This is a genomic window from Thermomonospora catenispora, assembly GCF_006363815.1.
GTDB lineage: Bacteria > Actinomycetota > Actinomycetes > Streptosporangiales > Streptosporangiaceae > Thermomonospora > Thermomonospora catenispora.
In genome coordinates this window covers 212,072-236,366 of the sequence record NZ_RRYT01000001.1, presented here as the reverse complement: position 1 = coordinate 236,366, position 24,295 = coordinate 212,072, and the positions used below count along the sequence as shown (strand labels likewise).

General features: G+C 68.5%; 26 protein-coding genes. 25 read left to right on the top strand and 1 reads right to left on the bottom strand.

Annotation, left to right across the window (positions count from 1 at the left end):
- Positions 1 to 372 precede the first annotated feature (372 nt).
- The gene (rpoB, locus tag EIO00_RS01105) at positions 373 to 3,864 is read left to right on the top strand and encodes a DNA-directed RNA polymerase subunit beta (RefSeq protein WP_140174798.1); all 3,492 of its coding nucleotides are present in this window, start codon (positions 373 to 375) and stop codon (positions 3,862 to 3,864) included.
- 29 nt (positions 3,865 to 3,893) lie between these two features.
- Positions 3,894 to 7,772 (top strand): DNA-directed RNA polymerase subunit beta', encoded by a 3,879-nt coding sequence (locus EIO00_RS01100; RefSeq protein ID WP_140174796.1) that lies wholly within the window; start codon positions 3,894 to 3,896, stop codon positions 7,770 to 7,772.
- Between the two features lie 205 nt (positions 7,773 to 7,977).
- On the opposite strand, the gene EIO00_RS01095 is transcribed toward EIO00_RS01100, so the two are convergent.
- Positions 7,978 to 8,733, bottom strand: coding sequence for a protein phosphatase 2C domain-containing protein (locus EIO00_RS01095; RefSeq protein WP_140174794.1), 756 nt, complete (start codon positions 8,731 to 8,733; stop codon positions 7,978 to 7,980).
- A 76-nt stretch (positions 8,734 to 8,809) separates the two neighbouring features.
- Here EIO00_RS01095 and EIO00_RS01090 point away from each other — a divergent pair, with 76 nt between their 5' ends.
- The 23 genes from EIO00_RS01090 (at position 8,810) to rplF (ending at position 24,294) form a co-directional block, all read left to right on the top strand.
- Entirely contained in the window at positions 8,810 to 9,658 is an 849-nt protein-coding gene (locus tag EIO00_RS01090) for a DUF3152 domain-containing protein (protein WP_140174792.1), read from the top strand.
- 288 nt (positions 9,659 to 9,946) lie between these two features.
- Entirely contained in the window at positions 9,947 to 11,473 is a 1,527-nt protein-coding gene (locus EIO00_RS01085) for a hypothetical protein (protein ID WP_140174790.1), read from the top strand.
- 548 nt (positions 11,474 to 12,021) lie between these two features.
- The gene (gene rpsL / locus EIO00_RS01080; protein WP_019632621.1) at positions 12,022 to 12,396 is read left to right on the top strand and encodes a 30S ribosomal protein S12; all 375 of its coding nucleotides are present in this window, start codon (positions 12,022 to 12,024) and stop codon (positions 12,394 to 12,396) included.
- The gene (rpsG, locus tag EIO00_RS01075; protein WP_140174788.1) at positions 12,396 to 12,866 is read left to right on the top strand and encodes a 30S ribosomal protein S7; all 471 of its coding nucleotides are present in this window, start codon (positions 12,396 to 12,398) and stop codon (positions 12,864 to 12,866) included. Before rpsL ends, rpsG begins: the two co-directional genes overlap by 1 nt.
- A 46-nt stretch (positions 12,867 to 12,912) precedes the next feature.
- Entirely contained in the window at positions 12,913 to 15,024 is a 2,112-nt protein-coding gene (fusA, locus tag EIO00_RS01070; RefSeq protein ID WP_140174786.1) for an elongation factor G, read from the top strand.
- A gap of 109 nt (positions 15,025 to 15,133) precedes the next feature.
- Entirely contained in the window at positions 15,134 to 16,327 is a 1,194-nt protein-coding gene (tuf, locus tag EIO00_RS01065) for an elongation factor Tu (RefSeq protein WP_140174784.1), read from the top strand.
- Between the two features lie 135 nt (positions 16,328 to 16,462).
- Complete coding sequence (rpsJ, locus tag EIO00_RS01060) at positions 16,463 to 16,771, top strand: 30S ribosomal protein S10 (RefSeq protein WP_012854632.1); 309 nt, start codon at positions 16,463 to 16,465, stop codon at positions 16,769 to 16,771.
- A 15-nt stretch (positions 16,772 to 16,786) separates the two neighbouring features.
- Positions 16,787 to 17,437 (top strand): 50S ribosomal protein L3, encoded by a 651-nt coding sequence (rplC, locus tag EIO00_RS01055; protein ID WP_140174782.1) that lies wholly within the window; start codon positions 16,787 to 16,789, stop codon positions 17,435 to 17,437.
- Positions 17,434 to 18,051: a 50S ribosomal protein L4 gene (gene rplD / locus EIO00_RS01050; protein ID WP_140174780.1), complete on the top strand. Its 618-nt coding sequence runs from the start codon at positions 17,434 to 17,436 to the stop codon at positions 18,049 to 18,051. The genes rplC and rplD overlap by 4 nt, the downstream gene beginning before the upstream one ends.
- On the top strand, positions 18,048 to 18,350 hold the full coding sequence (gene rplW, locus EIO00_RS01045) for a 50S ribosomal protein L23 (protein ID WP_140174778.1): 303 nt from the start codon (positions 18,048 to 18,050) through the stop codon (positions 18,348 to 18,350). Before rplD ends, rplW begins: the two co-directional genes overlap by 4 nt.
- Before the next feature lie 49 nt (positions 18,351 to 18,399).
- Positions 18,400 to 19,233 carry a 50S ribosomal protein L2 gene (gene rplB, locus EIO00_RS01040; protein WP_140174776.1) on the top strand — a complete coding sequence of 278 codons (834 nt, stop codon included), beginning with the start codon at positions 18,400 to 18,402 and terminating at the stop codon, positions 19,231 to 19,233.
- A 9-nt stretch (positions 19,234 to 19,242) separates the two neighbouring features.
- The gene (gene rpsS / locus EIO00_RS01035) at positions 19,243 to 19,524 is read left to right on the top strand and encodes a 30S ribosomal protein S19 (protein ID WP_140174774.1); all 282 of its coding nucleotides are present in this window, start codon (positions 19,243 to 19,245) and stop codon (positions 19,522 to 19,524) included.
- 34 nt (positions 19,525 to 19,558) lie between these two features.
- A complete protein-coding gene (gene rplV / locus EIO00_RS01030) occupies positions 19,559 to 19,942 on the top strand; it encodes a 50S ribosomal protein L22 (protein WP_140174772.1) in 384 nt (127 codons plus the stop codon).
- Positions 19,942 to 20,760 (top strand): 30S ribosomal protein S3, encoded by an 819-nt coding sequence (gene rpsC, locus EIO00_RS01025; protein WP_140174770.1) that lies wholly within the window; start codon positions 19,942 to 19,944, stop codon positions 20,758 to 20,760. The genes rplV and rpsC overlap by 1 nt, the downstream gene beginning before the upstream one ends.
- 7 nt (positions 20,761 to 20,767) lie before the next feature.
- Complete coding sequence (gene rplP / locus EIO00_RS01020; protein ID WP_140174768.1) at positions 20,768 to 21,187, top strand: 50S ribosomal protein L16; 420 nt, start codon at positions 20,768 to 20,770, stop codon at positions 21,185 to 21,187.
- Positions 21,187 to 21,444, top strand: a complete 258-nt coding sequence (rpmC, locus tag EIO00_RS01015) for a 50S ribosomal protein L29 (protein WP_140174766.1) — start codon at positions 21,187 to 21,189, stop codon at positions 21,442 to 21,444. The genes rplP and rpmC overlap by 1 nt, the downstream gene beginning before the upstream one ends.
- Positions 21,437 to 21,715 (top strand): 30S ribosomal protein S17, encoded by a 279-nt coding sequence (gene rpsQ / locus EIO00_RS01010; protein ID WP_140174764.1) that lies wholly within the window; start codon positions 21,437 to 21,439, stop codon positions 21,713 to 21,715. The genes rpmC and rpsQ overlap by 8 nt, the downstream gene beginning before the upstream one ends.
- Before the next feature lie 63 nt (positions 21,716 to 21,778).
- A complete protein-coding gene (gene rplN / locus EIO00_RS01005) occupies positions 21,779 to 22,147 on the top strand; it encodes a 50S ribosomal protein L14 (RefSeq protein ID WP_140174762.1) in 369 nt (122 codons plus the stop codon).
- Positions 22,148 to 22,450, top strand: coding sequence for a 50S ribosomal protein L24 (rplX, locus tag EIO00_RS01000; RefSeq protein WP_012854620.1), 303 nt, complete (start codon positions 22,148 to 22,150; stop codon positions 22,448 to 22,450).
- A gap of 5 nt (positions 22,451 to 22,455) precedes the next feature.
- Positions 22,456 to 23,034 (top strand): 50S ribosomal protein L5, encoded by a 579-nt coding sequence (gene rplE / locus EIO00_RS00995; RefSeq protein ID WP_140174760.1) that lies wholly within the window; start codon positions 22,456 to 22,458, stop codon positions 23,032 to 23,034.
- Positions 23,035 to 23,036: 2 nt separating this feature from the next.
- Positions 23,037 to 23,222, top strand: coding sequence for a type Z 30S ribosomal protein S14 (locus tag EIO00_RS00990; protein WP_012854618.1), 186 nt, complete (start codon positions 23,037 to 23,039; stop codon positions 23,220 to 23,222).
- 99 nt (positions 23,223 to 23,321) lie between these two features.
- On the top strand, positions 23,322 to 23,720 hold the full coding sequence (rpsH, locus tag EIO00_RS00985) for a 30S ribosomal protein S8 (protein ID WP_012854617.1): 399 nt from the start codon (positions 23,322 to 23,324) through the stop codon (positions 23,718 to 23,720).
- A gap of 16 nt (positions 23,721 to 23,736) precedes the next feature.
- Positions 23,737 to 24,294 (top strand): 50S ribosomal protein L6, encoded by a 558-nt coding sequence (gene rplF, locus EIO00_RS00980; protein ID WP_140174758.1) that lies wholly within the window; start codon positions 23,737 to 23,739, stop codon positions 24,292 to 24,294.
- The last annotated feature ends 1 nt before the right edge of the window (position 24,295 follow it).

Sequence of the window (24,295 nt, the reverse complement as noted above, 5' to 3'; positions counted from 1 at the left end):
GGCTCATGACCCGTTCCGGACATGTCCGGAACGGGTCATGGCGTGTTCCGGAGACCCCGACCGGGGCGGAACTCGTAAACTATGGCTTTCCTCACGGCTGATCAGCGGGGGAAATACCGCAGGCCGGTCTTGACTCCAGGGCTCGGACAAGCGATGCTGCGAGGCGACTGTGATGCATACTGTGCCGCCGGAGTTGTCAGCGGTGTAGCGGTCGGCTACACTGCTCCTTTGCGCTGCCCTCTGACTATCCTCGTACAAGAATCCAGTTCGTAGCGGACCGTGCACGCACGGCATCCGCGATAACGATCTTGTTCGGCGATGGTCTGGCCTGCGCATCACCAGTACCGCCGCGAGCCCTCGGAAGGACCACTCTTGGCAGCCTCGCGCAACGCCTCGAACACCGTGACCGGTCCGAACCGCGTTTCCTTCGCGCGTATCCAGGAACCACTCGAAGTCCCGGACCTCCTCGCCCTGCAGACCGAATCCTTCGACTGGCTGCTCGGCAACGAGAGGTGGAAGTCCCGCGTCGAGGCGGCCCAGAAGGCCGGCCGCAAGGACGTCCCGACCCAGTCGGGACTGGAGGAGATCTTCGAGGAGATCAGCCCGATCGAGGACTTCTCCGGGACCATGTCCCTGTCGTTCCGGGATCACCGGTTCGAGCCGCCCAAGTACTCCGTCGAGGAGTGCAAGGACAAGGACATGACCTACTCCGCCCCGATGTTCGTGACGGCGGAGTTCATCAACAACTCGACGGGGGAGATCAAGAGCCAGACGGTGTTCATGGGCGACTTCCCGCTCATGACCCCCAAGGGCACCTTCATCATCAACGGCACCGAGCGGGTGGTGGTGTCGCAGCTGGTGCGCTCGCCCGGCGTCTACTTCGACCGGTCTCTGGACAAGGCCAGCGACAAGGACATCTACGGCTGCAAGATCATCCCCAGCCGTGGGGCCTGGCTGGAGTTCGAGATCGACAAGCGCGACAACGTCGGCGTGCGCATCGACCGTAAGCGCAAGCAGCCCGTCACCGTGCTGCTCAAGGCGCTGGGCTGGGACGAGGCTCGCATCCGCGAGCACTTCGGCGCTTACGAGTCGATGAACGTCACCCTGGAGAAGGACCACACCGCCGGCCAGGAAGACGCGCTGCTGGACATCTACCGGAAGCTGCGGCCGGGCGAGCCGCCGACCAAGGAGTCGGCGCAGGCCCTGCTGGAGAACCTGTACTTCAACCCCAAGCGCTACGACCTGGCCAAGGTCGGCCGGTACAAGGTCAACAAGAAGCTCGGTCTGGACCTGGACATGAACCAGGGCACCCTGACCGAGGACGACATCGTGGCCACCATCGAGTACCTCGTCCGGCTGCACGCCGGCGAGGAGGAGGCCGTGCTCACCGCCGCCGGCCCCGGCGGCGTCGCGGTGCCGATCGAGGTCGACGACATCGACCACTTCGGCAACCGGCGGCTGCGCACCGTCGGCGAGCTCATCCAGAACCAGGTCCGGCTCGGCCTGGCCCGCATGGAGCGCGTCGTCCGCGAGCGGATGACCACCCAGGACGTCGAGGCGATCACGCCGCAGACCCTGATCAACATCCGCCCGGTGGTGGCCTCCATCCGCGAGTTCTTCGGCACCAGCCAGCTCTCGCAGTTCATGGACCAGACCAACCCGCTGGCCGGGCTGACCCACAAGCGCCGTCTGAACGCGCTGGGCCCCGGCGGTCTGTCCCGGGAACGGGCCGGCTTCGAGGTCCGTGACGTGCACCCCTCGCACTACGGCCGGATGTGCCCGATCGAGACCCCCGAGGGTCCGAACATCGGTCTGATCGGGTCGCTGTCGGCCTACGGGCGGGTCAACCCGTTCGGGTTCATCGAGACCCCCTACCGCAAGGTCGTCGACGGCCGGGTCACCGACGAGATCCACTACCTGACCGCCGACGAGGAGGACAGGTACATCAAGGCGCAGGCCAACTCGCCGCTCAACCCCGACGGCACCTTCGCCGAGGAGAAGGTGCTGGTGCGCACCAAGGGCGGTGAGATCGAGTACCTGCCGCCGGAGGAGGTCCACTACATGGACGTCTCGCCGCGGCAGATGACCTCGGTGGCCACCGCCATGATCCCGTTCCTGGAGCACGACGACGCCAACCGGGCGCTCATGGGCTCCAACATGCAGCGCCAGGCGGTGCCGCTGCTGCGCAGCGAGGCCCCGCTGGTCGGCACCGGCATGGAGTACCGGGCCGCCACCGACGCCGGCGACGTGATCCTGGCCGAGAAGTCCGGCGTGGTGGAGGAGGTCTCCGCCGACTACATCACCGTGCTCAACGACGACGGCACCCGCACCACCTACCGGGTCGCCAAGTTCAAGCGGTCCAACCAGGGCACCTGCTACAACCAGAAGCCCATCGTGGACGAGGGCCAGCGGGTCGAGCAGGGCCAGGTCATCGCCGACGGTCCGTGCACCGACCAGGGCGAGATGGCGCTGGGCAAGAACCTGCTGGTGGCGTTCATGCCCTGGGAGGGCCACAACTACGAGGACGCCATCATCCTGTCCCAGCGCCTGGTGCAGGACGACGTGCTGAGCTCGATCCACATCGAGGAGCACGAGGTCGACGCCCGCGACACCAAGCTGGGACCGGAGGAGATCACCCGGGACATCCCCAACGTCTCCGAAGAGGTGCTGGCCGACCTCGACGAGCGCGGCATCATCCGGATCGGCGCCGATGTGGTGCCCGGCGACATCCTGGTCGGCAAGGTCACCCCCAAGGGCGAGACCGAGCTGACCCCCGAGGAGCGGCTGCTGCGCGCCATCTTCGGCGAGAAGGCCCGCGAGGTCCGCGACACCTCGCTGAAGGTGCCGCACGGTGAGCAGGGCAAGGTCATCGGCGTGCGGGTGTTCTCCCGCGAGGAGGGCGACGAGCTGCCGCCCGGCGTCAACGAGCTGGTCCGCGTCTACGTGGCGCAGAAGCGCAAGATCACCGACGGGGACAAGCTGGCCGGACGACACGGCAACAAGGGCGTCATCGCCAAGATCCTGCCGGTCGAGGACATGCCGTTCCTGGAGGACGGCACCCCGGTCGACATCATCCTCAACCCGCTGGGCGTGCCCGGCCGCATGAACGTCGGCCAGGTCCTGGAGACCCACCTGGGCTGGGTGGCCAGCCGAGGCTGGAAGATCGAGGGCGACGACGCCGAGTGGAAGCGCAACCTCAAGGCCATCGGCGCCGGCGAGGCCGGTCCGTGGACCAAGACCGCCACCCCGGTGTTCGACGGCGCCCGCGAGGAGGAGATCACCGGGCTGATCGAGAGCACGCTCCCCGACGCCGAGGGGCGGCGCCTGGTCGGTCCCGGCGGCAAGGCCAAGCTGTACGACGGCCGGACCGGCGAGCCCTTCAAGGACCCGATCTCGGTCGGCTACATCTACATCCTGAAGCTGCTCCACCTGGTCGACGACAAGATCCACGCTCGGTCGACCGGCCCCTACTCCATGATCACGCAGCAGCCGCTGGGCGGTAAGGCCCAGTTCGGCGGTCAGCGGTTCGGGGAGATGGAGGTCTGGGCGCTGGAGGCCTACGGCGCCGCCTACGCCCTGCAGGAGCTGCTGACCATCAAGTCCGACGACGTGCTCGGCCGCGTGAAGGTCTACGAGGCCATCGTCAAGGGCGAGAACATCCCGGAGCCGGGCATTCCGGAGTCCTTCAAGGTGCTGATCAAGGAGATGCAGTCGCTGTGCCTCAACGTCGAGGTGCTCTCCAGCGACGGCATGTCGATCGAGATGCGCGACAGCGACGAGGACGTCTTCCGTGCCGCGGAGGAGCTCGGCATCGATCTCGCACGGCGCCCGAACGAGGGTGCGATGAGCGTCGACGAGGTCTGAGGCACTAGGGGCGTAAGGGGATATACACAGTGCTCGACGTCAACTTCTTCGACGAGCTGCGGATCGGCCTGGCGACCGCCGACGACATCCGTCAGTGGTCGCACGGCGAGGTCAAGAAGCCCGAGACCATCAACTACCGGACGCTCAAGCCGGAAAAGGACGGCCTCTTCTGCGAGAAGATCTTCGGTCCCACCCGGGACTGGGAGTGCTACTGCGGCAAGTACAAGCGGGTGCGCTTCAAGGGGATCATCTGCGAGCGCTGCGGCGTGGAGGTCACCCGCGCCAAGGTGCGGCGTGAGCGGATGGGCCACATCGAGCTGGCCGCCCCGGTCACCCACATCTGGTACTTCAAGGGAGTCCCCTCGCGGTTGGGCTACCTGCTCGACCTGGCCCCCAAGGACCTCGAGAAGGTCATCTACTTCGCGGCGTACATGATCACCTCGGTGGACACCGAGAGGCGCGAGCGCGATCTGCCCACCCTGGAGGCGCAGATCTCGGTGGAGCGCCAGCAGATCGAGCAGCGCCGGGACGCCGACATCGAGCTCCGCCAGCAGAAGCTGGAGGCCGACCTGGCCGAGCTGGAGGCGGCCGGGGCCAAGGCCGACGCCAAGCGCAAGCTGCGGGACAGCGCCGAGCGGGAGATCAAGCAGCTGCGCGACCGCGCCCAGCGGGAGCTGGACCGCCTCGAGGAGGTCTGGAACCGCTTCAAGAACCTCAAGGTCCAGGACCTCGAGGGCGACGAGATGCTGTACCGCGAGATGAAGGAGCGGTTCGGCCAGTACTTCGAGGGCGGCATGGGCGCCGCGGCCATCCAGGCCCGGCTGCAGAACTTCGACCTCGAGGCCGAGGCCGAGAAGCTGCGGGAGATCATCCGCACCGGCAAGGGCCAGAAGAAGGCCCGCGCCCTCAAGCGGCTCAAGGTCGTCTCGGCGTTCCTCAACACCCGCAACAGCCCGCTGGGCATGGTGCTGGACTGCATCCCGGTCATCCCACCGGACCTGCGCCCGATGGTGCAGCTGGACGGCGGCCGGTTCGCCACCAGCGACCTCAACGACCTGTACCGGCGGGTGATCAACCGGAACAACCGGCTCAAGCGGCTGCTCGACCTGGGCGCTCCGGAGATCATCGTCAACAACGAGAAGCGGATGCTGCAGGAGGCCGTCGACGCACTGTTCGACAACGGCCGCCGCGGCCGCCCGGTCACCGGCCCGGGCAACCGCCCGCTCAAGTCGCTGAGCGACATGCTCAAGGGCAAGCAGGGCCGGTTCCGCCAGAACCTGCTGGGCAAGCGCGTCGACTACTCCGGCCGCTCGGTCATCGTGGTCGGTCCGCAGCTGAAGCTGCACCAGTGCGGTCTGCCCAAGCAGATGGCGCTGGAGCTGTTCAAGCCGTTCGTGATGAAGCGGCTGGTGGACCTCAACCACGCGCAGAACATCAAGTCCGCCAAGCGGATGGTCGAGCGCGCCAAGCCGGTCGTGTGGGACGTGCTGGAAGAGGTCATCGCCGAGCACCCGGTGCTGCTGAACCGGGCGCCGACCCTGCACCGGCTGGGCATCCAGGCGTTCGAGCCGCAGCTGGTGGAGGGCAAGGCCATCCAGATCCACCCGCTGGTGTGCACCGCGTTCAACGCCGACTTCGACGGCGACCAGATGGCGGTGCACCTGCCGCTGTCGGCCGAGGCGCAGGCCGAGGCGCGGATCTTGATGCTGTCCACCAACAACATCCTCAAGCCCTCCGACGGCAAGCCCGTCACCATGCCCACCCAGGACATGGTCATCGGCCTGTACTGGCTGACGACCGAGAAGGAGGGCGCCAAGGGCGAGGGCCGGGCGTTCTCGTCGCCGGCCGAGGCCGTCATGGCCTACGACCGCGGCGAGCTGGACCTGCAGGCCAAGATCCAGGTCCGCTTCAAGGACACCCCGCCGCCGCGCGACTGGGTCGCCCCCGAGGGCTATGAGCCGGGCCAGCCGTACCGGCTGGAGACCACGCTCGGCCGCTGCCTGTTCAACGAGACGCTGCCGGACGACTTCCCCTTCGTGAACTACGAAGTGGGCAAGAAGCAGCTGTCGCAGATCGTGAACCAGCTGGCCGAGAACTACCCCAAGGTGGTCGTGGCCCACGCGCTGGACGAGCTGAAGGACCGCGGGTTCCACTGGGCCACCCGGTCCGGGGTGACCATCGCGATCGAGGACGTGGTGGCGCCGCCGAACAAGGAGCAGATCCTGGCCCGGTACGAGGGCCTCGCCGACAAGGTGCAGCGCCAGTACGACCGCGGCCTGATCACCGACGACGAGCGCCGGCAGGAGCTCATCGAGATCTGGACGCGCGCCACCAACGAGGTCATGGAGGACATGACCAAGGCGTTCCCGAAGACCAACCCGGTGTGGATGATGGTCAACTCGGGCGCCCGCGGTAACCCGCTCCAGGTCCGTCAGATCGCCGGTATGCGCGGCCTGGTCTCCAACCCCAAGGGCGAGACCATCCCGCGGCCGATCAAGTCCTCCTTCCGCGAGGGCCTGTCGGTGGTCGAGTACTTCATCTCCACCCACGGCGCCCGGAAGGGTCTGGCCGACACCGCGCTGCGCACCGCCGACTCCGGTTACCTGACCCGGCGTCTGGTGGACGTGGCGCAGGACGTCATCGTCCGCGAGGAGGACTGCGGCACCGACCGGGCCATCACCTTCCCGGTGGTCGAGCAGGCCCCCGACGGCTCGTGGGTCAGGGCCGCCAACGCCGAGACCAGCCTGATCGGGCGGACCATCGCCGAGGACGTCGAGGTGGACGGGACGGTCATCGTCCAGGCCGGCACCGACATGTCCGAGGCGGTGCTCGATCGGCTGATCAAGGCGGGCGTGAAGGAGGTCCGCACCCGCAGCTCGCTGGTCTGCGAGTCCAAGATCGGTGTGTGCGCCGCCTGCTACGGCCGCTCGCTGGCCACCGGCAAGCGGGTGGACGTCGGCGAGGCGGTCGGCATCATCGCCGCCCAGTCGATCGGTGAGCCCGGCACCCAGCTGACCATGCGCACCTTCCACACCGGTGGTGTCGCCGGCGCGGACATCACGCACGGTCTGCCGCGTGTCACCGAGCTGTTCGAGGCCCGCGTCCCCAAGGGCGTGGCGCCGATCAGCGAGGTGGCCGGCCGGGTCAAGATCGAGGAGACCGAGAAGGCCAAGAAGATCATCATCGTCCCGGACGACGGGTCCGACGAGGTCGCCTACCAGGTGCCGATGCGGGCCCGGCTGATGGACGGGGTCCGCGAGGGGGCCCGCGTCGAGGTCGGCCAGCAGCTCATCGTGGGCGCCCAGAACCCGCACGAGGTGCTGCGCATCCTCGGTCCCCGGGCGGTGCAGCTGCACCTGGTCCAGGAGGTCCAGGAGGTCTACCGCTCGCAGGGCGTGTCGATCCACGACAAGCACATCGAGATCATCGTCCGCCAGATGCTCAAGCGGGTGAACATCCTCGAGTCGGGCGACACCGACCTGCTGCCGGGCGACCTGGTGGAGCGGCCGGTCTTCGAGGAGACCAACCGCAAGGTGGTGGCCGAGGGCGGCACCCCCGCCGCCGGCCGTCCGGTCCTGATGGGCATCACCAAGGCCTCGCTGGCCACCGAGTCGTGGCTGTCGGCGGCCTCCTTCCAGGAGACCACCCGGGTGCTCACCGAGGCGGCCATGCACGCCAAGAGCGACCCGCTGCTGGGCCTGAAGGAGAACGTCATCATCGGCAAGCTCATCCCGGCCGGTACCGGCATGCCGCAGTACCGCAACGTCCGGGTCGAGCCCACCGAGGAGGCCAAGGCCGCGGTGTACTCCGTCGGGTCCTATGACGAGGGCGGCGAGTACACCTTCGGCCAGGGCTCCGGCGAGGCCGTGCCCCTGGAGGACTACGACTACGGCCAGTACAACCGCTGATCGCCGGCGGCCGGCCTGACCGGCCGCGGCACCGGCCTCGAGCCCTCCCCGGTCGCCCGGGGAGGGCTCGAGGCGCCTTTGGGCGCGAAAGGGCCGCCCCGCCCGCGGCACAGGGCTCCTCCGCCCGGAGGGCGCCCGGGACCGAAGGGGCCGCTTCTCGCGACGCCCCCGAGGACGCGCGAAGACGCCCGCGGGCGCCCAGGGCTCAGCGGAAGCGGAGGAGCACGGCGGTGGCGTCGTCGTGGGGCTTGCCCCGGCGTACGGCGCGCTCGGCCTCGGTCTCGGCGCGTTCGGCCTCGCGGGTGCGCCGGACGAGCTCCAGGGGGCCCTCCCGGTCGAGGAGGTCCACCAGGGCGGGCCAGTCGAGCCGGCCGAAACGTTCGACGAGCCGGGCGGCGCCGTCGCTGAACAGGGCCGCCCGCCGGACGTCCGCCAGCGCGACGGAGCCCGTCAGAGCCTCATAGGCGGCCTCGGGGCGGGTGCTCGCCACCCAGAAGCCGTCGGGGGAGTTGCGCAGCGCTCGCACCGCCTCAGGGGTGTAGGAGGGGAGCCTGGCCACCCTGTCGTCACAGATCACCTCCAGGCGATCGCCCAGGTCCACCACGACGGGGGAGTCGGCCAGCACCAGCCAGTCCAGACGGCCCTCCCGGGCGCGCACGATCGCGGCGGTCGCCGACGGGCTGTCGGGGTTGGCCAGGTCGCAGCCGCGATGGGCGTCGCAGGTCTCGGCGATGGACTCGGCCAGCACGTCGGCCAACGCCGCACGCGTTCCGCCGGCCAGCCGACGGGCCAGCGCGCCGGCCAGCCGACCCGCCAGCCAGCGCGGCCCGTGAACGCATCCGGAGTCGACGCCGGGCCGGACGGTGGCCCCGTCCAGCAGCACGGCCCAGCCGTCGCCGGTCACCGCGCGATCTTCGTTGGGAAGGCCGGGTGCGGCCACGGAGGCGTAGCTGATGTGCACGGTTCCCCCAAGAACAGAGTGATCGTCGCTCGAGACGCCCGGCCGGACGCCCGCGCTTTGGCATCCTGTCGGGCTTATGCGAACCCGTACGCCGCGCAACGCCCCGCCGGAGCCGGAGGAGGACCTGTGGCCGGAGGCGGGAGAGGACTGGCTCGAGGACGCCTTCGCCGCCGCCGAGCGGCGCAGACGCCGGGCCAGGATCGCCCTGTCGATCCTGGCCGCCGTCGCCTGCGCCGCCACCGCCGCCGCCGGTGTCTGGCTCTATCGCCCCGACTCTCCGCTCGGACGGGGCGCCGCACCGGCCGGACGGTCGCCCGCGCGCCCTCTGGTCAGGTCCGCGCCGCCCTCCACCCCGGCCGTGCCGGTTCGGGGGACGGGCGAGTTCGTCCGGGCCCCCGGCACCGGCCGCAAAGTCGGGCGGGGCCGGCTGATGCGGTACGCCGTGGAGGTGGAGGTGGGCGTCGGCCGCACGCCCGCCGAGTTCGCCCGCGCCGTCGAGGCGATCCTGGCCCACCCCAGGGGGTGGACCGCCAAGGGCAAGTGGGCGTTCCAGCGGGTGAGCGGCCGCGGCTATGACTTCGTGGTACGGCTGGCCACCCCGCAGACCGTCGACCGCCTGTGCGGCAGGTACGGGCTGAGGACCGAGGGCGAGGTCAACTGCGCCGGCGGCAAGGAGGTGATCGTCAACCTCAAGCGCTGGGAGCTGCTGATCCCGGCCTATCGGGGCAGGCCCGAGGAGTACCGGGCGTTGACGATCAATCACGAGGTGGGCCACCGGCTCGGCTACGGCCATGTCACCTGTCCGCGCAAGGGCGCGCCCGCGCCGGTCATGCAGCAGCAGGTGTACGGGATGAAGGGCTGTGTGATCAACGGCTGGCCCTATGACGAACGCGGCCGTTATGTCACCGGTCCGGCGGTCCCGTGACCCGGTGCCGCCTGGGCCGAGGTTTGAACGAGAGTTGCAGAACGCCGAAACGCGCTTCATCTCCGGCCCGAAGGGGTACAGAATGTCCCACCGGTTGCCCATCGAAGCGTGGTGATTTGCGGTGGGACCTGCCGTCCGGGCAGGCTGGACAACTGAACGTCCCTGGCGGGGATGCCACGGGGCGAGGACAAGGCTTGGAGGCCGCGTGATGCGCCGTGCGCCTCGAAGTGGAACATGACGGCCTGGGCGAGCGTCCGCCCGGGGGAACGGCGCTGAAGGAGCCCGACGATGACCGAGCAGAGCGGCACGCAGGGACCGCAGTGGCCGAGGCCTGACGACCAGAACCCGCCGAACGGCGGGGAGGGCGGGGCCGACCAGGCGGCGGATGCGGGATCCGGCCCGTCCCAGCAGCCGATGCGACCGATCGGCGACCGCACGGTGGTGTTCGGCGCGCCGTCGCGTCGCACGAACACCGAGAACCAGCCCGAGGCCGGCGGCGGGTCCGGCGCTGAGCAGAAGCAGCCCGCCCCGCCCCCGCCCACCATGATCGAGCAGCCCGCTCCTCCGCCCACCGTGGTCGAGCGGCCCGCTCCGCCTCCGCCCACCGTGGTCGAGCAGCCGATCGCCGGTCTGGGCGCCGAGCAGGCCCAGCAGCCCGGCCAGCCGCCGCAGCAGCCCTACCCTGGTCCGCAGGCCCCCTACGGTCAGCAGCCGCAGCAACCGCAGCAGGCCCAGCCGTCGCAGCAGCAGCCGTACGGTCAGCAGCCCTACGGGGGGCAGCCCCAGCAGCAGCCGTACGAGGCGCCGGCGGATCCGTACCGCCCGCCGTCGTTCGACCTGCCCGAGCAGCAGCAGTCGCAGCAGCCGCCGCAGCAGCAGTCTCCGGGCTCCACGGACGGGGAGCGCACCCTGATCGTGCCGGGGCCCGAGCAGCAGGGGCAGCCGGGCGGGACGCCTCCGATCAGCGACAACGCGACGTTGGCCTGGTCGCCGGGGCCGGATGTGCCGGTCGCCGGTCCGGGCCGGGACGCCCAGCAGCGTGATCGGCAGTCGCCCCAGCCGGGAGAGGGGGAGCGCACCGTGATGGTGCCGCCGCCCGATCCCGCCCAGTACTCGGGGCCGGCTCCCGAGGAGCCGCAGCAGCCCCAGTACGAGCCGCCGGCGGCCCAGGGCTTCGGTCCGCCGTCGGGCTCCTCCGACAGCGATGCGGCGCCCACCCAGGCGTTCGCCGCCAACCAGGGCGGCGGGCAGCCGTCGGGCTACCCCGACCAGCCGCAGTGGCAGCAGGGCGCCGAGCAGCCCGGCCAGCAGCCCTATGGTCAGCAGCCCTACGGCCAGCAGCCGGGGCAGCCGCAGGGCGGGCAGGGGCAGCAGCCGGCCTACGGTGCGCCGGGCGGTCAGCAGGGGTATCCGCAGCAGCCCTATGGTCAGCAGCCCTACGGCCAGCAGCCGGGGCAGCCGCAGGGCGGGCAGGGGCAGCAGCCGGCCTACGGTGCGCCGGGCGGTCAGCAGGGGTATCCGCAGCAGCCCTATGGTCAGCAGCCCTACGGCCAGCAGCCGGGGCAGCCGCAGGGCGGGCAGGGGCAGCAGCCGGCCTACGGTGCGCCGGGCGGTCAGCAGGGGTATCCGCAGCAGCCCTATGGTCAGCAGCCCTACGGCCAGCCGCAGGGCGGGCAGGGCCAGTACGGCGCCCAGCAGTACGGCGGAGGCCAGGCCGACGGCAAGGGCGGCGGCAAGAAGGGGCTGTACATCGGGATCGGCGCGATCACCCTGGTGGTGATCATCGTCGTCCTGGTGATCCTGTTCGTGCTCTGAGGACCCGGAGCGGACCGGCCCACCGATCGGAGACTCTTCCCTTCCGGGAATAATCGGGACACAATGCCGACGGGAACCTCCCGTCGGCATTGGTCCGTTCCAAGGACGACTTCCGTTCGGTTTCTCTTCGACCCGGCCGCGGTGCGCGGAACCGATGCACCGGATGGCGCGTTGCATCGGTGCGTCGCGGACCGGACGGCGGCGGCGTACTCGCTTTGACCAACGCCGCCAGGCTGGGTAGTCTCTTCCCTCGTGCCCGTGGTTCGCGGGTCACATGTGCGTGCGCGCCGGCAAGGCCCTCTGGGTGCCAGTCCTAGCGCCGCAATCCACTCCCCGACTTTGATCGGCCCACGCGGGCCGTGGCGGTCTCGTGACGCCCTGGAGCGGGCGACACGCCCGACCGCGGGGGTCGGAGAGGCCGGGAAACCGGCAGGTCACAGCCTCTCCGGGGGCGGTGATTGACGGTCTGAGCCCGAGTCGTCCGACTCGGGCAAAAGGCCATTCAGTTCCAAGACTTACCGGCTCGGTACGAGGAAGACGGAGACGCGGTGCCCACGATCCAGCAGCTTGTCCGCAAGGGCCGCCAGGACAAGGTGACCAAGAACAAGACGCCTGCGCTCAAGGGCAGCCCCCAGCGCCGGGGTGTTTGCACGCGCGTCTACACCACGACGCCCAAGAAGCCCAACTCCGCGCTTCGCAAGGTCGCCCGTGTCCGACTGACCAGTGGGATCGAGGTCACTGCTTACATCCCTGGGGTTGGGCACAACCTGCAGGAGCACTCGATCGTGCTGGTGCGCGGCGGTCGTGTGAAGGACCTGCCGGGCGTCCGCTACAAGATCATCCGCGGTTCGCTCGACACCCAGGGTGTGCGGAACCGCAAGCAGGCGCGCAGCCGCTATGGCGCAAAGAAGGAGAAGAGCTGATGCCGCGCAAGGGCCCCGCTGGCAAGCGCCAGCTCGTCGCTGACCCGGTGTACAACTCGCCGCTGGTCACCGCGCTGATCAACAAGGTGCTCCTGGACGGCAAGCGCTCCCTTGCCCAGCGCATCGTGTACGGCGCCCTGGAGGGCGCCCGGGAGAAGACCGGCACCGACCCGGTCGTCCTCCTCAAGCGTGCGCTGGACAACGTCAAGCCGACCATCGAGGTCAAGAGCCGTCGGGTCGGTGGTGCGACCTACCAGGTGCCGGTGGAGGTGCGGCCCGCGCGCAGCACCACCCTGGCCCTGCGCTGGCTGGTGCAGTACGCCCGGCAGCGCCGTGAGAAGACGATGACCGAGCGGCTGATGAACGAGCTCATCGACGCCAGCAACGGTCTGGGCGCTTCGGTCAAGAAGCGCGAGGACACGCACAAGATGGCGGAGTCCAACAAGGCCTTCGCCCACTACCGCTGGTGATCCCGGCGGACCCACCGACGACGAACGACGCGAGGACGCGAGCACAGTGGCTACCAAGACCGGCGTAGACCTGGCCAAGGTCCGCAATATCGGGATCATGGCCCACATCGACGCGGGCAAGACCACGACGACTGAGCGCATCCTGTACTACACCGGGATGAGCCACAAGATCGGGGAGACCCACGAGGGGTCGGCCACCACCGACTTCATGGAGCAGGAGCAGGAGCGGGGGATCACCATCACCTCCGCCGCCGTCACCTGCCGGTGGCCCGTCGATGAGGTCCAGCACACCATCAACATCATCGACACTCCCGGTCACGTCGACTTCACCGTCGAGGTGGAGCGGTCGCTGCGGGTGCTCGACGGTGCGGTCGCGGTGTTCGACGGCGTCGCCGGCGTGGAGCCGCAGTCGGAGACGGTGTGGCGGCAGGCCGACCGGTACAACGTCCCGCGGATCTGCTTCGTCAACAAGATGGACCGGGTCGGCGCGGAGTTCCACCGCTGCGTCGACATGATCAGGGACCGGCTGAACGCCACCCCGCTGGTGGTGCAGCTGCCGGTCGGCGCCGAGGCCGACTTCAAGGGCGTCATCGACCTGGTCAAGATGAAGGCCCTGATCTGGTCGCCCGAGGCGAAGCTGGGCGAGATGTACGACGAGGTCGACATCCCCGACAGCCACGCCGACGCCGCCCAGGAGTGGCACGACAAGCTGGTCGAGGCGGTCGCCGAGGCCGACGACGAGATCATGGAGCTGTACCTGGAGGGCGACGAGCCCACCGCCGAGCAGCTCTACCCGGCCATCCGGCGCGCCACCATCGCCGGCAAGCTGACCCCGGTGCTGTGCGGCAGCGCCTTCAAGAACAAGGGCGTGCAGCCGCTGCTGGACGCGATCGTCCGCTACCTGCCCTCGCCGCTGGACATCGAGGCCATCGAGGGCCACGACATGCGCGACGAGGAGAAGACGATCGCGCGCAAGCCCAGCGAGGACGAGCCCTTCTCGGCTCTGGCGTTCAAGATCATGAGCGACCAGCACCTGGGCAAGCTCACCTTCGTGCGCGTGTACTCCGGCGTTCTGGAGGCCGGCTCCACCGTGCTCAACTCGGTCAAGGACCGCAAGGAGCGGGTCGGCAAGATCTACCGGATGCACGCCAACAAGCGTGAGGAGATCGACCGCGTCGGCGCGGGCGACATCGTCGCGGTGATGGGCCTGAAGCAGACCACCACCGGCGAGACGCTCTGCGACGAGAAGGACCCGGTGGTCCTGGAGTCGATGACCTTCCCGGCTCCGGTGATCCACGTGGCGATCGAGCCCAAGACCAAGGCCGACCAGCAGAAGCTGGGCACCGCGATCCAGCGGCTGGCCGAGGAGGACCCCTCCTTCCAGGTCCGCACCGACGAGGAGACCGGCCAGACCGTCATCTCCGGGATGGGCGAGCTGCACCTGGAGATCCTGGTCGACCGGATGAAGCGGGAGTTCAAGGTCGACGCCAACGTGGGGCGCCCGCAGGTGGCCTACCGCGAGACGATCACCAAGAAGGTCACCGGCGTCGAGTACACCCACAAGAAGCAGACCGGTGGCTCGGGCCAGTTCGGTCGCGTGATCATCGACCTGGAGCCGCTGGGCGACGGCAACGACGGCTACGAGTTCGAGAACAAGATCACCGGTGGCCGCATCCCCCGGGAGTTCATCCCGTCGGTGGACGCCGGCTGCCAGGAGGCCGCCGAGTTCGGCGTGCTGGCCGGATACCCGATGGTGGGCGTCAAGGTCACCCTGCAGGACGGCGCCTACCACGAGGTGGACTCCTCGGAAATGGCCTTCAAGGTCGCCGGGTCCATGGCGTTCAAGGAGGCCGCCCGTCAGGCGGAACCGACGCTGCTGGAGCCGATGATGGCGGTGGAGGTCACCACCCCCGAGGAAAACATGGGTGACGTGATCGGCGACCTCAACAGCCGACGCGGCCAGGTCCAGTCCATGGACGAGCGTGCCGGCATGCGGGTCGTCAAGGCCCTCGTCCCCCTCTCCGAGATGTTCGGCTACGTGGGTGATCTGCGCAGCAAGACCCAGGGCCGGGCTGTTTTCACCATGCAGTTCGACTCCTACGCGGAGGTGCCGAGTAACGTCGCGCAGGAGATCATCGCCAAGGCGCGGGGCGAGTAGCCTCCGGGCCTAGCCAGATCACCAGGCCGGGCGGTGGCGCGTCACCGCCCGGCGGACCCGGAACGAAACGGTCGCCTCCGGCGATCGAGACGCAGGCAAGGAGACACCAGTGGCGAAGGCCAAGTTCGAGCGGACCAAGCCGCACGTGAACATCGGCACCATCGGTCACATCGACCACGGTAAGACCACCCTTACCGCGGCGATCACCAAGGTGCTCCACGACAAGTACCCGGACATCAACCCGTTCACCCCCTTCGAGGACATCGACAAGGCCCCCGAGGAGCGTGAGCGCGGTATCACGATCTCCATCGCGCACGTGGAGTACCAGACCGAGTCGCGCCACTACGCTCACGTGGACTGCCCCGGTCACGCCGACTACATCAAGAACATGATCACCGGCGCCGCCCAGATGGACGGCGCGATCCTGGTCGTGGCCGCCACCGACGGCCCGATGCCGCAGACCAAGGAGCACGTGCTGCTGGCCCGTCAGGTGGGCGTGCCCTACATCGTCGTCGCCCTGAACAAGTGCGACATGGTCGACGACGAGGAGATCCTCGAGCTGGTCGAGCTCGAGGTCCGGGAGCTGCTCAACGAGTACGAGTTCCCGGGCGACGAGGTCCCGGTCGTGCGGGTGTCGGCCTTCCAGGCGCTGCAGGGCGACCAGAAGTGGGCCGAGTCCATCCTCGAGCTGATGAAGGCCGTGGACGAGAACGTCCCCGAGCCGCAGCGTGACACCGACAAGCCGTTCCTGATGCCGATCGAGGACGTGTTCTCGATCACCGGTCGCGGCACCGTGGTCACCGGCCGGATCGAGCGCGGCGTCATCAACGTCAACGACGAGGTCGAGATCATCGGCATCAAGGAAGAGTCGCTGAAGACCACCGTCACCGGCGTGGAGATGTTCCGCAAGCTCCTCGACCAGGGCCAGGCGGGCGACAACGTCGGTCTGCTGCTGCGGGGCACCAAGCGCGAGGAAGTCGAGCGCGGGATGTGTGTCATCAAGCCGGGCACCAACACCCCGCACACCGAGTTCGAGGCGCAGGTCTACGTCCTGTCCAAGGACGAGGGCGGTCGGCACACCCCCTTCTTCAACAACTACCGTCCGCAGTTCTACTTCCGGACCACGGACGTCACCGGTGTGGTCAACCTGCCTGAGGGCACCGAGATGGTCATGCCGGGCGACAACACCGAGATGCGCGTCCAGCTGATCCAGCCGGTCGCCATGGAGGAGGGCCTGAAGTTCGCCATCCGCGAGGGTGGCCGGACTGTCGGCGCCGGTCGCGTCACCAAGATCATCAAGTAAGTCACCGTCGGAGCGGCGGCCCGGCCGCCTCCCCCTCACCGGGGGAATCGTTCCCGCCACGGGAGCACGGCCGGGCCGCCGCACCACGAGAGCAGAAACCCAGCGGCACTATCAGCAAAGGACACCGAGGCCACCATGGCGGGACAGAAGATCCGCATCCGGCTCAAGGCCTACGACCATGAGGTCATCGACTCCTCGGCGAAGAAGATCGTCGAGACGGTGACACGGACGGGCGCCAAGGTCGCAGGCCCGGTGCCGCTGCCGACCGAGAAGAACGTGTACTGCGTCATCCGCTCGCCGCACAAGTACAAGGACTCGCGCGAGCACTTCGAGATGCGCACGCACAAGCGGTTGATCGACATCATCGATCCGACGCCCAAGACGGTCGACTCGCTGATGCGGCTCGACCTGCCGGCAGGCGTTGACATCGAGATCAAGCTCTAAAAGGACGCACCCACGATGAGTAGGAACAGGAAGGGCGTCCTGGGCGAGAAGCTCGGCATGACCCAGGTGTTCGACGATGAGGGCCGGGTCGTCCCGGTGACCGTCGTCAAGGCCGGGCCGTGCGTCGTTACCCAGATCCGTACGCCCGACAAGGACGGCTACAGCGCCGTGCAGCTCGGCTATGGGCAGGTGGACCCGCGCAAGGTGAACAAGCCGCGCTCGGGCCACTTCGCCAAGGCCGGGGTCACGCCGCGCCGGTACCTGGTCGAAGTGCGGACCGACGACGCCGCCGAGTACACCCTCGGCCAGGAGATCACCGTTGAGGTCTTCGAGGCCGGCCAGAAGGTCGACGTGACCGGCACCACCAAGGGCAAGGGCACCGCGGGTGTGATGAAGCGCCACGGCTTCCGCGGCCTTGGCGCCTCGCACGGCACCCAGCGCAAGCATCGCTCGCCGGGATCGATCGGCGGTTGCGCGACCCCCGGACGAGTGTTCAAGGGTCTGCGCATGGCCGGGCGGATGGGCAACGTCCGCAAGACCGTGCAGAACCTGACCATCCACGCCATCGACGCGGACAAGGGGCTGCTGCTCATCAAGGGCGCCGTCCCCGGTCCCAACGGCGGTCTCGTCTTGGTTCGCGACGCAGTGAAGGGAACGGGCAAGTGACCGCCAAGCTCGACGTCGAACTGCCCGCCGAGATCTTCGACGCGAAGGTCAACGTGCCGCTGATCCACCAGGTCGTGGTGGCCCAGCAGGCCGCCGCTCGGCAGGGCACGCACGCCACCAAGACCCGCGGCGACGTCCGCGGCGGCGGCAAGAAGCCCTACCGGCAGAAGGGCACCGGTCGGGCCCGGCAGGGTTCGATCCGCGCGCCGCAGTTCGTCGGCGGCGGCACCGTGCACGGTCCCCAGCCGCGCGACTACCGGCAGCGCACGCCCAAGAAGATGAAGGCCGCCGCGCTGCGCGGCGCCCTGACCGACCGCGCCCGGCACGGCCGGGTGCACGTGGTCGACCACCTGATCGAGGGCGACGTGCCCAAGACCAAGGTGGCGCTGGCGGCGCTGCGCGAGATCACCCAGGCCAAGCGGGTCCTCGTGGTCACCGCCCGGGGCGATGAGCTGACCTGGAAGAGCCTGCGCAACGAGCCCAGCGTGCATCTGCTGGTGGAGGACCAGCTCAACACCTACGACGTGATGGTGAGCGACGACGTGGTCTTCACCAAGGCCGCTTACGACGCGTTCATCGCACGCGCGACCAAGAAGGGAGGAGGCGAGGAATGAGCAAGATCGCCGATCCCCGGGACATCATCATCGCGCCGGTCGTCTCGGAGAAGAGCTACGGCCTGCTGGACGAGAACAAGTACACCTTCCTCGTCCGGCCGGACGCCAACAAGGTCCAGATCCGCCAGGCGGTGGAGGAGGTGTTCGGGGTCAAGGTGACCTCCGTCAACACCATCAACCGCAAGGGCAAGCGCAAGCGGACCCGGTTCGGCTACGGCAAGCGCAAGGACACCAAGCGCGCCATCGTCGCACTGGCTGAAGGCGACCGGATCGACATCTTCGGCGGTCCCACCGCCTGAGCGGCGGACGGCCACCGGAGAACACGCAAAGACAGGATGAACGAAAGAGATGGGCATCCGTAAGTACAAGCCGACGACCCCGGGTCGTCGCGGCGCCAGCGTCGCCGACTTCGTCGAGCTGACGCGCCGCGAGCCGGAGAAGTCGCTGCTCCGCCCCCTTCCGAAGAAGGGCGGGCGCAACAACCGCGGTCGCATCACCACCCGGCACCAGGGCGGTGGCCACAAGCGGGCGTACCGGGTGATCGACTTCCGCCGCGCCGACAAGGACGGCATCCCGGCGAAGGTCGCGCACATCGAGTACGACCCCAACCGCACCGCGCGGATCGCGCTGCTGCACTACGCCGACGGGGAGAAGCGCTACATCCTCGCGCCGCAGGGGCTCAAGCAGGGCGACCGCGTCGAGAACGGGCCGGGCTCGGACATCAAGCCGGGCAACTGCCTGCCGCTGCGCAACATCCCGACCGGCACCATCGTGCACGCCATCGAGCTGCGCCCCGGCGGCGGCGCCAAGCTGGCCCGCTCCGCCGGCACCGGCTGCCAGCTGCTGGCCAAGGAGGGCAAGTACGCCACGCTGCGCATGCCCTCCGGCGAGATGCGGATGGTGGACGTGCGCTGCCGGGCCACGGTCGGCGAGGTCGGCAACGCCGAGCAGTCCAACATCAACTGGGGCAAGGCCGGCCGCATGCGGTGGAAGGGCAAGCGCCCGAGCGTCCGTGGCGTGGCGATGAACCCCATCGACCACCCGCACGGTGGTGGTGAGGGCAAGACCTCCGGTGGCCGTCACCCGGTCAACCCCAAGGGCAAGAAGGAAGGCCGTACCCGCCGGGCCAACAAGGCCAGCGACCGGCTGATCGTCCGTCGGCGCACCAAGAAGAAGCGGTAGGAGTAGGCCATGCCACGTAGCCTGAAGAAGGGCCCGTTCGTGGACGACCACCTCATGAAGAAGGTGGAAGCCCAGAACGAGAAGGGCACCAAGAACGTCATCAAGACGTGGTCGCGCCGGTCCATGATCGTCCCGGAGATGATCGGCCACACCATCGCCGTCCACGACGGCCGCAAGCACGTGCCGGTGTTCATCACCGAGGCCATGGTGGGTCACAAGCTGGGTGAGTTCGCGCCCACGCGGACGTTCCGCAGCCACGTCAAGGAAGACCGTCGCAGCCGCCGTGGCTGACCGGCAGCAGGATCGTAGGAGAGAGGGAACAGCGATGGAAGCCAGGGCCCAGGCGCGGTACGTCCGTGTCACGCCCAGAAAGGCCCGCCGCGTGGTGGACCTCATCCGCGGCCTGCCCGCCGCGGAGGCCCAGACGGTGCTGCGGTTCGCCCCCCAGGCTGCGAGCGAGCCGGTGGGCAAGGTGCTGGCGAGCGCCATCGCCAACGCCGAGCACAACTTCAACCTCGCCAAGGACTCGCTGGTCGTGAGCCGGGCATGGGTCGACGAGGGGCCGACGCTCAAGCGCTTCCGGCCTCGCGCGCAGGGCCGGGCGTACCGCATCAACAAGCGCACCAGCCACATCACGGTGGTCGTGGAGTCTCAGGAGAAGGCGGCCACCAGCGGTAACGGCAGCGGCAGGAAGAGGAGGGCCCGCTAGTGGGTCAGAAGATCAACCCGCACGGGTTCCGACTCGGCATCACCACCGACTTCAAGTCCCGGTGGTACGCCGACAAGTTGTACAAGGACTACGTCAAGGAAGACGTCGCGATCCGCCGCATGCTGCAGAAGGGCATGGAGCGGGCCGGCATCTCCAAGGTGGAGATCGAGCGCACCCGCGACCGTGTCCGGGTGGACATCCACACCGCCCGGCCGGGCATCGTGATCGGCCGGCGCGGCGCCGAGGCCGACCGCATCCGGGGCGACCTGGAGAAGCTGACCGGCAAGCAGGTCCAGCTGAACATCCTCGAGGTCAAGAACCCCGAGATCGACGCGCAGCTGGTGGCCCAGGGCGTGGCCGAGCAGCTGTCCAGCCGGGTGGCGTTCCGCCGGGCGATGCGCAAGGCCATCCAGTCCGCCATGAAGGGCGGCGCCAAGGGCATCAAGGTGCAGTGCAGCGGCCGTCTCGGCGGCGCCGAGATGTCCCGCTCGGAGTTCTACCGGGAGGGGCAGGTCCCGCTGCACACGCTGCGCGCCGACATCGACTACGGGTTCTACGAGGCCCGTACGACGTTCGGCCGGATCGGCGTCAAGGTGTGGATCTACAAGGGCGACGCCCCGACCACGCGCGCCGAGCGCGAGGCGCGGGCCGCTCAGCAGCGCTCCGGCGCAGGCGGCGAGCGTCGTGGCCGCGAGCGTCGTGGCCAGCGTCGTGGCCGCGGCGGTGGCCGCCAGCAACAGCAGCAGAGTTCGGAGCAGCAGCAGGCCCAGTCCGCCGGCGAGTCGGCGACGCCTGCTCCCAGCGGTGAGGGGAGCTGAGTGATCCATGCTGATCCCTCGCAAGGTCAAGTACCGTAAGCAGCACCATCCCAAGCGCAAGGGGATGGCCAAGGGCGGGACCAAGGTCACCTTCGGTGACTTCGGGATCCAGGCCCTCGAGGGCGCGTACGTGACCAACCGGCAGATCGAGTCGGCGCGTATCGCGATGACCCGGCACATCAAGCGTGGCGGGAAGGTGTGGATCAACGTCTTCCCCGACCGTCCGCTGACCAAGAAGCCGGCCGAGACCCGGATGGGTTCCGGTAAGGGCTCGCCGGAGTGGTGGGTTGCCAACGTCAAGCCCGGCCGAGTGGTGTTCGAGATCTCGTACCCCAACGAGGCCGTCGCCCGTGAGGCTCTGACCCGCGCGATCCACAAGCTTCCTATGAAGTGCAAGATCGTCAAGCGAGAGGTGGGTGAGTCCTGATGGCCAAGGGTCTTACCGCCGACGAGCTGCGGACCGAGCCCGAAGACGTGCTGGTGACCAAGCTGAAGGAGGCCAAGGAGGAGCTGTTCAACCTCCGCTTCCAGGCCGCCACCGGTCAGCTGGACAACCACGCCCGGCTGCGTCAGGTCAGGCGTGAGATCGCTCGGATCTACACCGTGATGCGCGAGCGCGAGCTCGGCATCGTGACGGTCGCCGAGGAGCCCGAGGCGCAGGAGGACGAGAAGAGCAATGGCTGAGCAGACCGAGGGCGCCACGAAGCGGCCCAGCCGCAAGATCGCCGAGGGCCTCGTGGTCAGCGACAAGATGGACAAGACCGTCGTCGTGGCCGTCGAGGACCGGGTCAAGCACCGCAAGTACCACAAGATCATCCGTCGGACGACCAAGTACAAGGCGCACGACGAGAACAACGAGTGCGGCATTGGCGACCGCGTCCGGCTCATGGAGACCCGGCCGCTGTCGGCTACCAAGCGCTGGCGCGTGGTCGAGATTCTCGAGAAGGCCAAGTAATTACCGGTTCCACCAGGCTCCGTCCGAGGCGGCGGAGAACCGGTGTGACGAACAGGAGTTGACGTGATCCAGCAGGAGTCGCGACTCAAGGTCGCCGACAACACGGGTGCCAAGGAGATCCTGTGCATCCGGGTACTTGGCGGCTCGGGTCGGCGCTACGCGGGAGTCGGCGACGTCATCGTCGCGACGGTGAAGGACGCTCTTCCCGGCGCAGGCGTGAAGAAAGGCGACGTCGTCAAGGCGGTCGTCGTGCGCACCCGCAAGGAGCGCCGGCGTCCCGACGGCTCCTACATCCGCTTCGACGAGAACGCCGCTGTGCTGATCAAGGACGGCGGTGACCCGCGGGGCACCCGTATCTTCGGTCCGGTGGGCCGGGAGCTGCGCGAGAAGAAGTTCACGCGAATCATCTCGCTCGCTCCGGAGGTGCTGTAAATGAAGATCAAGAAGGGCGATGAGGTCATCGTCATCGCCGGCAAGGACAAGGGCGCGATTGGCAAGGTCATCCACGCCGACCCGCGTCGCCAGCGGGTGACCGTCGAAGGCGTCAACCTCATCAAGAAGCACACCAAGGCCGACCCGCAGGGCAAGGGCGGCGGGGTCATCACCCGTGAGGCCCCGCTGCACGTCAGCAATGTGGCGTTGGTGGAGGACGGCAAGCCGGTCCGGGTCGGATACAAGTTCAAAGAGGACGGTACGAAGGTCCGGATCTCGCGCCGTACCGGCAAGGAGATCTGACGACGATGACCACCGAGACACTCACCGAGCAGCCGGTGCCGCAGCCGCGGCTCAAGCTTCGCTACCGCGAGGAGATCCGCGCCGCCCTGCAGAAGCAGTTCGGCTACGCCAACGTCATGCAGGTGCCCGGTCTGGTGAAGATCGTGGTGAACATGGGCGTGGGCGAGGCCGCCAGGGACGCGAAGCTGATCGAGGGCGCGATCCGCGACCTGTCGCTGATCACCGGCCAGAAGCCCAGCGTGAACCGGGCCAAGAAGTCCATCGCGCAGTTCAAGCTGCGCGCGGGCATGCCGATCGGCGCGCACGTGACGCTGCGCGGCGACCGGATGTGGGAGTTCCTGGACCGGCTGCTGACGCTGGCGCTGCCGCGGATCCGCGACTTCCGCGGTCTGTCGCCCAAGCAGTTCGACGGCAACGGCAACTACACCTTCGGGCTGACCGAGCAGGTCATGTTCCACGAGGTGGACCCCGACACGGTGGACCGCCAGCGCGGCATGGACATCACCATCGTGACGTCCGCCAAGACCGACGAGGAGGGCCGGGCACTCTTGCGGGCCCTGGGCTTCCCCTTCAAGGAGAACTAGGAATGGCGAAGAAGGCGCTGATCGCCAAGGCCGCCCGCAAGCCCAAGTTCAAGGTGCGCGCTTACACCAGGTGCTCGCGCTGCGGGCGTCCGCGTTCCGTCTACCGTAAGTTCGGCCTGTGCCGGATCTGCTTCCGGGAGATGGCGCACCGGGGCGAGCTGCCCGGCATCACCAAGTCGAGCTGGTAAACGGCCACCAGAGGAAATGGCAACCGGGCGCCCGCGGGGCGCCCATGACCACGCCGTAGGTCCGGGATGGATACCGCGGTGGGGAGGGGCCTGTAGGCCATGACGATGACCGACCCGATCGCAGACATGCTGACACGTCTGCGGAATGCGAACGCGGCATACCACGACAGCGTGAGCATGCCGTACTCGAAGATCAAGGCGCACATCGCCGAGATCCTCCAGCAGGAGGGTTACATCGCCGGCTGGCACGTGGAGGACGCCAAGGTCGGCAAGACCCTCGTGATCGACCTGAAGTTCGGCCCGACCCGGGAGCGCGCGATCGCCGGGATCAAGCGCGTCTCCAAGCCGGGTCTGAGGGTGTACGCCAAGAAGGACAACCTGCCGAAGGTGCTGGGCGGGCTGGGCGTGGCGATCATCTCCACGTCCTCCGGGCTGATGACCGACAAGCAGGCGAAGAAGCGCGGCGTGGGCGGCGAAGTCCTCGCCTACGTGTGGTGAGGGGAGGGCACAGCGCATGTCTCGCATCGGACGACTGCCGATCGCCGTCCCCAGCGGGGTCGACGTCACCATCGACGGCCAGAACGTCACGGTGAAGGGCCCCAAAGGCGAGCTGAAGCACACCGTCGCCGAGCCCATCGAGGTCACGCTCGAGGACGGCCAGATCCGGGTCACGCGGCCCAACGACATCAACACCGTGCGGGCGCTGCACGGGTTGACCCGGACGCTCATCGCCAACATGGTCGAGGGCGTCACCAAGGGCTACACCAAGACGCTGGAGGTCCGAGGCGTCGGTTACACCGCCGCCGCCAAGGGCAACGACCAGCTCGAGCTCAAGCTCGGCTACAGCCATCCGATCACCTTCAAGGCGCCGGAGGGCATCACCTTCCGCGTCGAGACCGTCCGGCGTGACCAGATCAACGCTCTGATCCACGTGGACGGCATCGACAAGCAGAAGGTCGGAGAGACCGCCGCCAACATCCGCAAGCTGCGCAAGCCCGACGTCTACAAGGGCAAGGGCGTGCGCTACCAGGGCGAACAGGTCCGCAAGAAGGTCGGAAAGGCTGGTAAGTAGT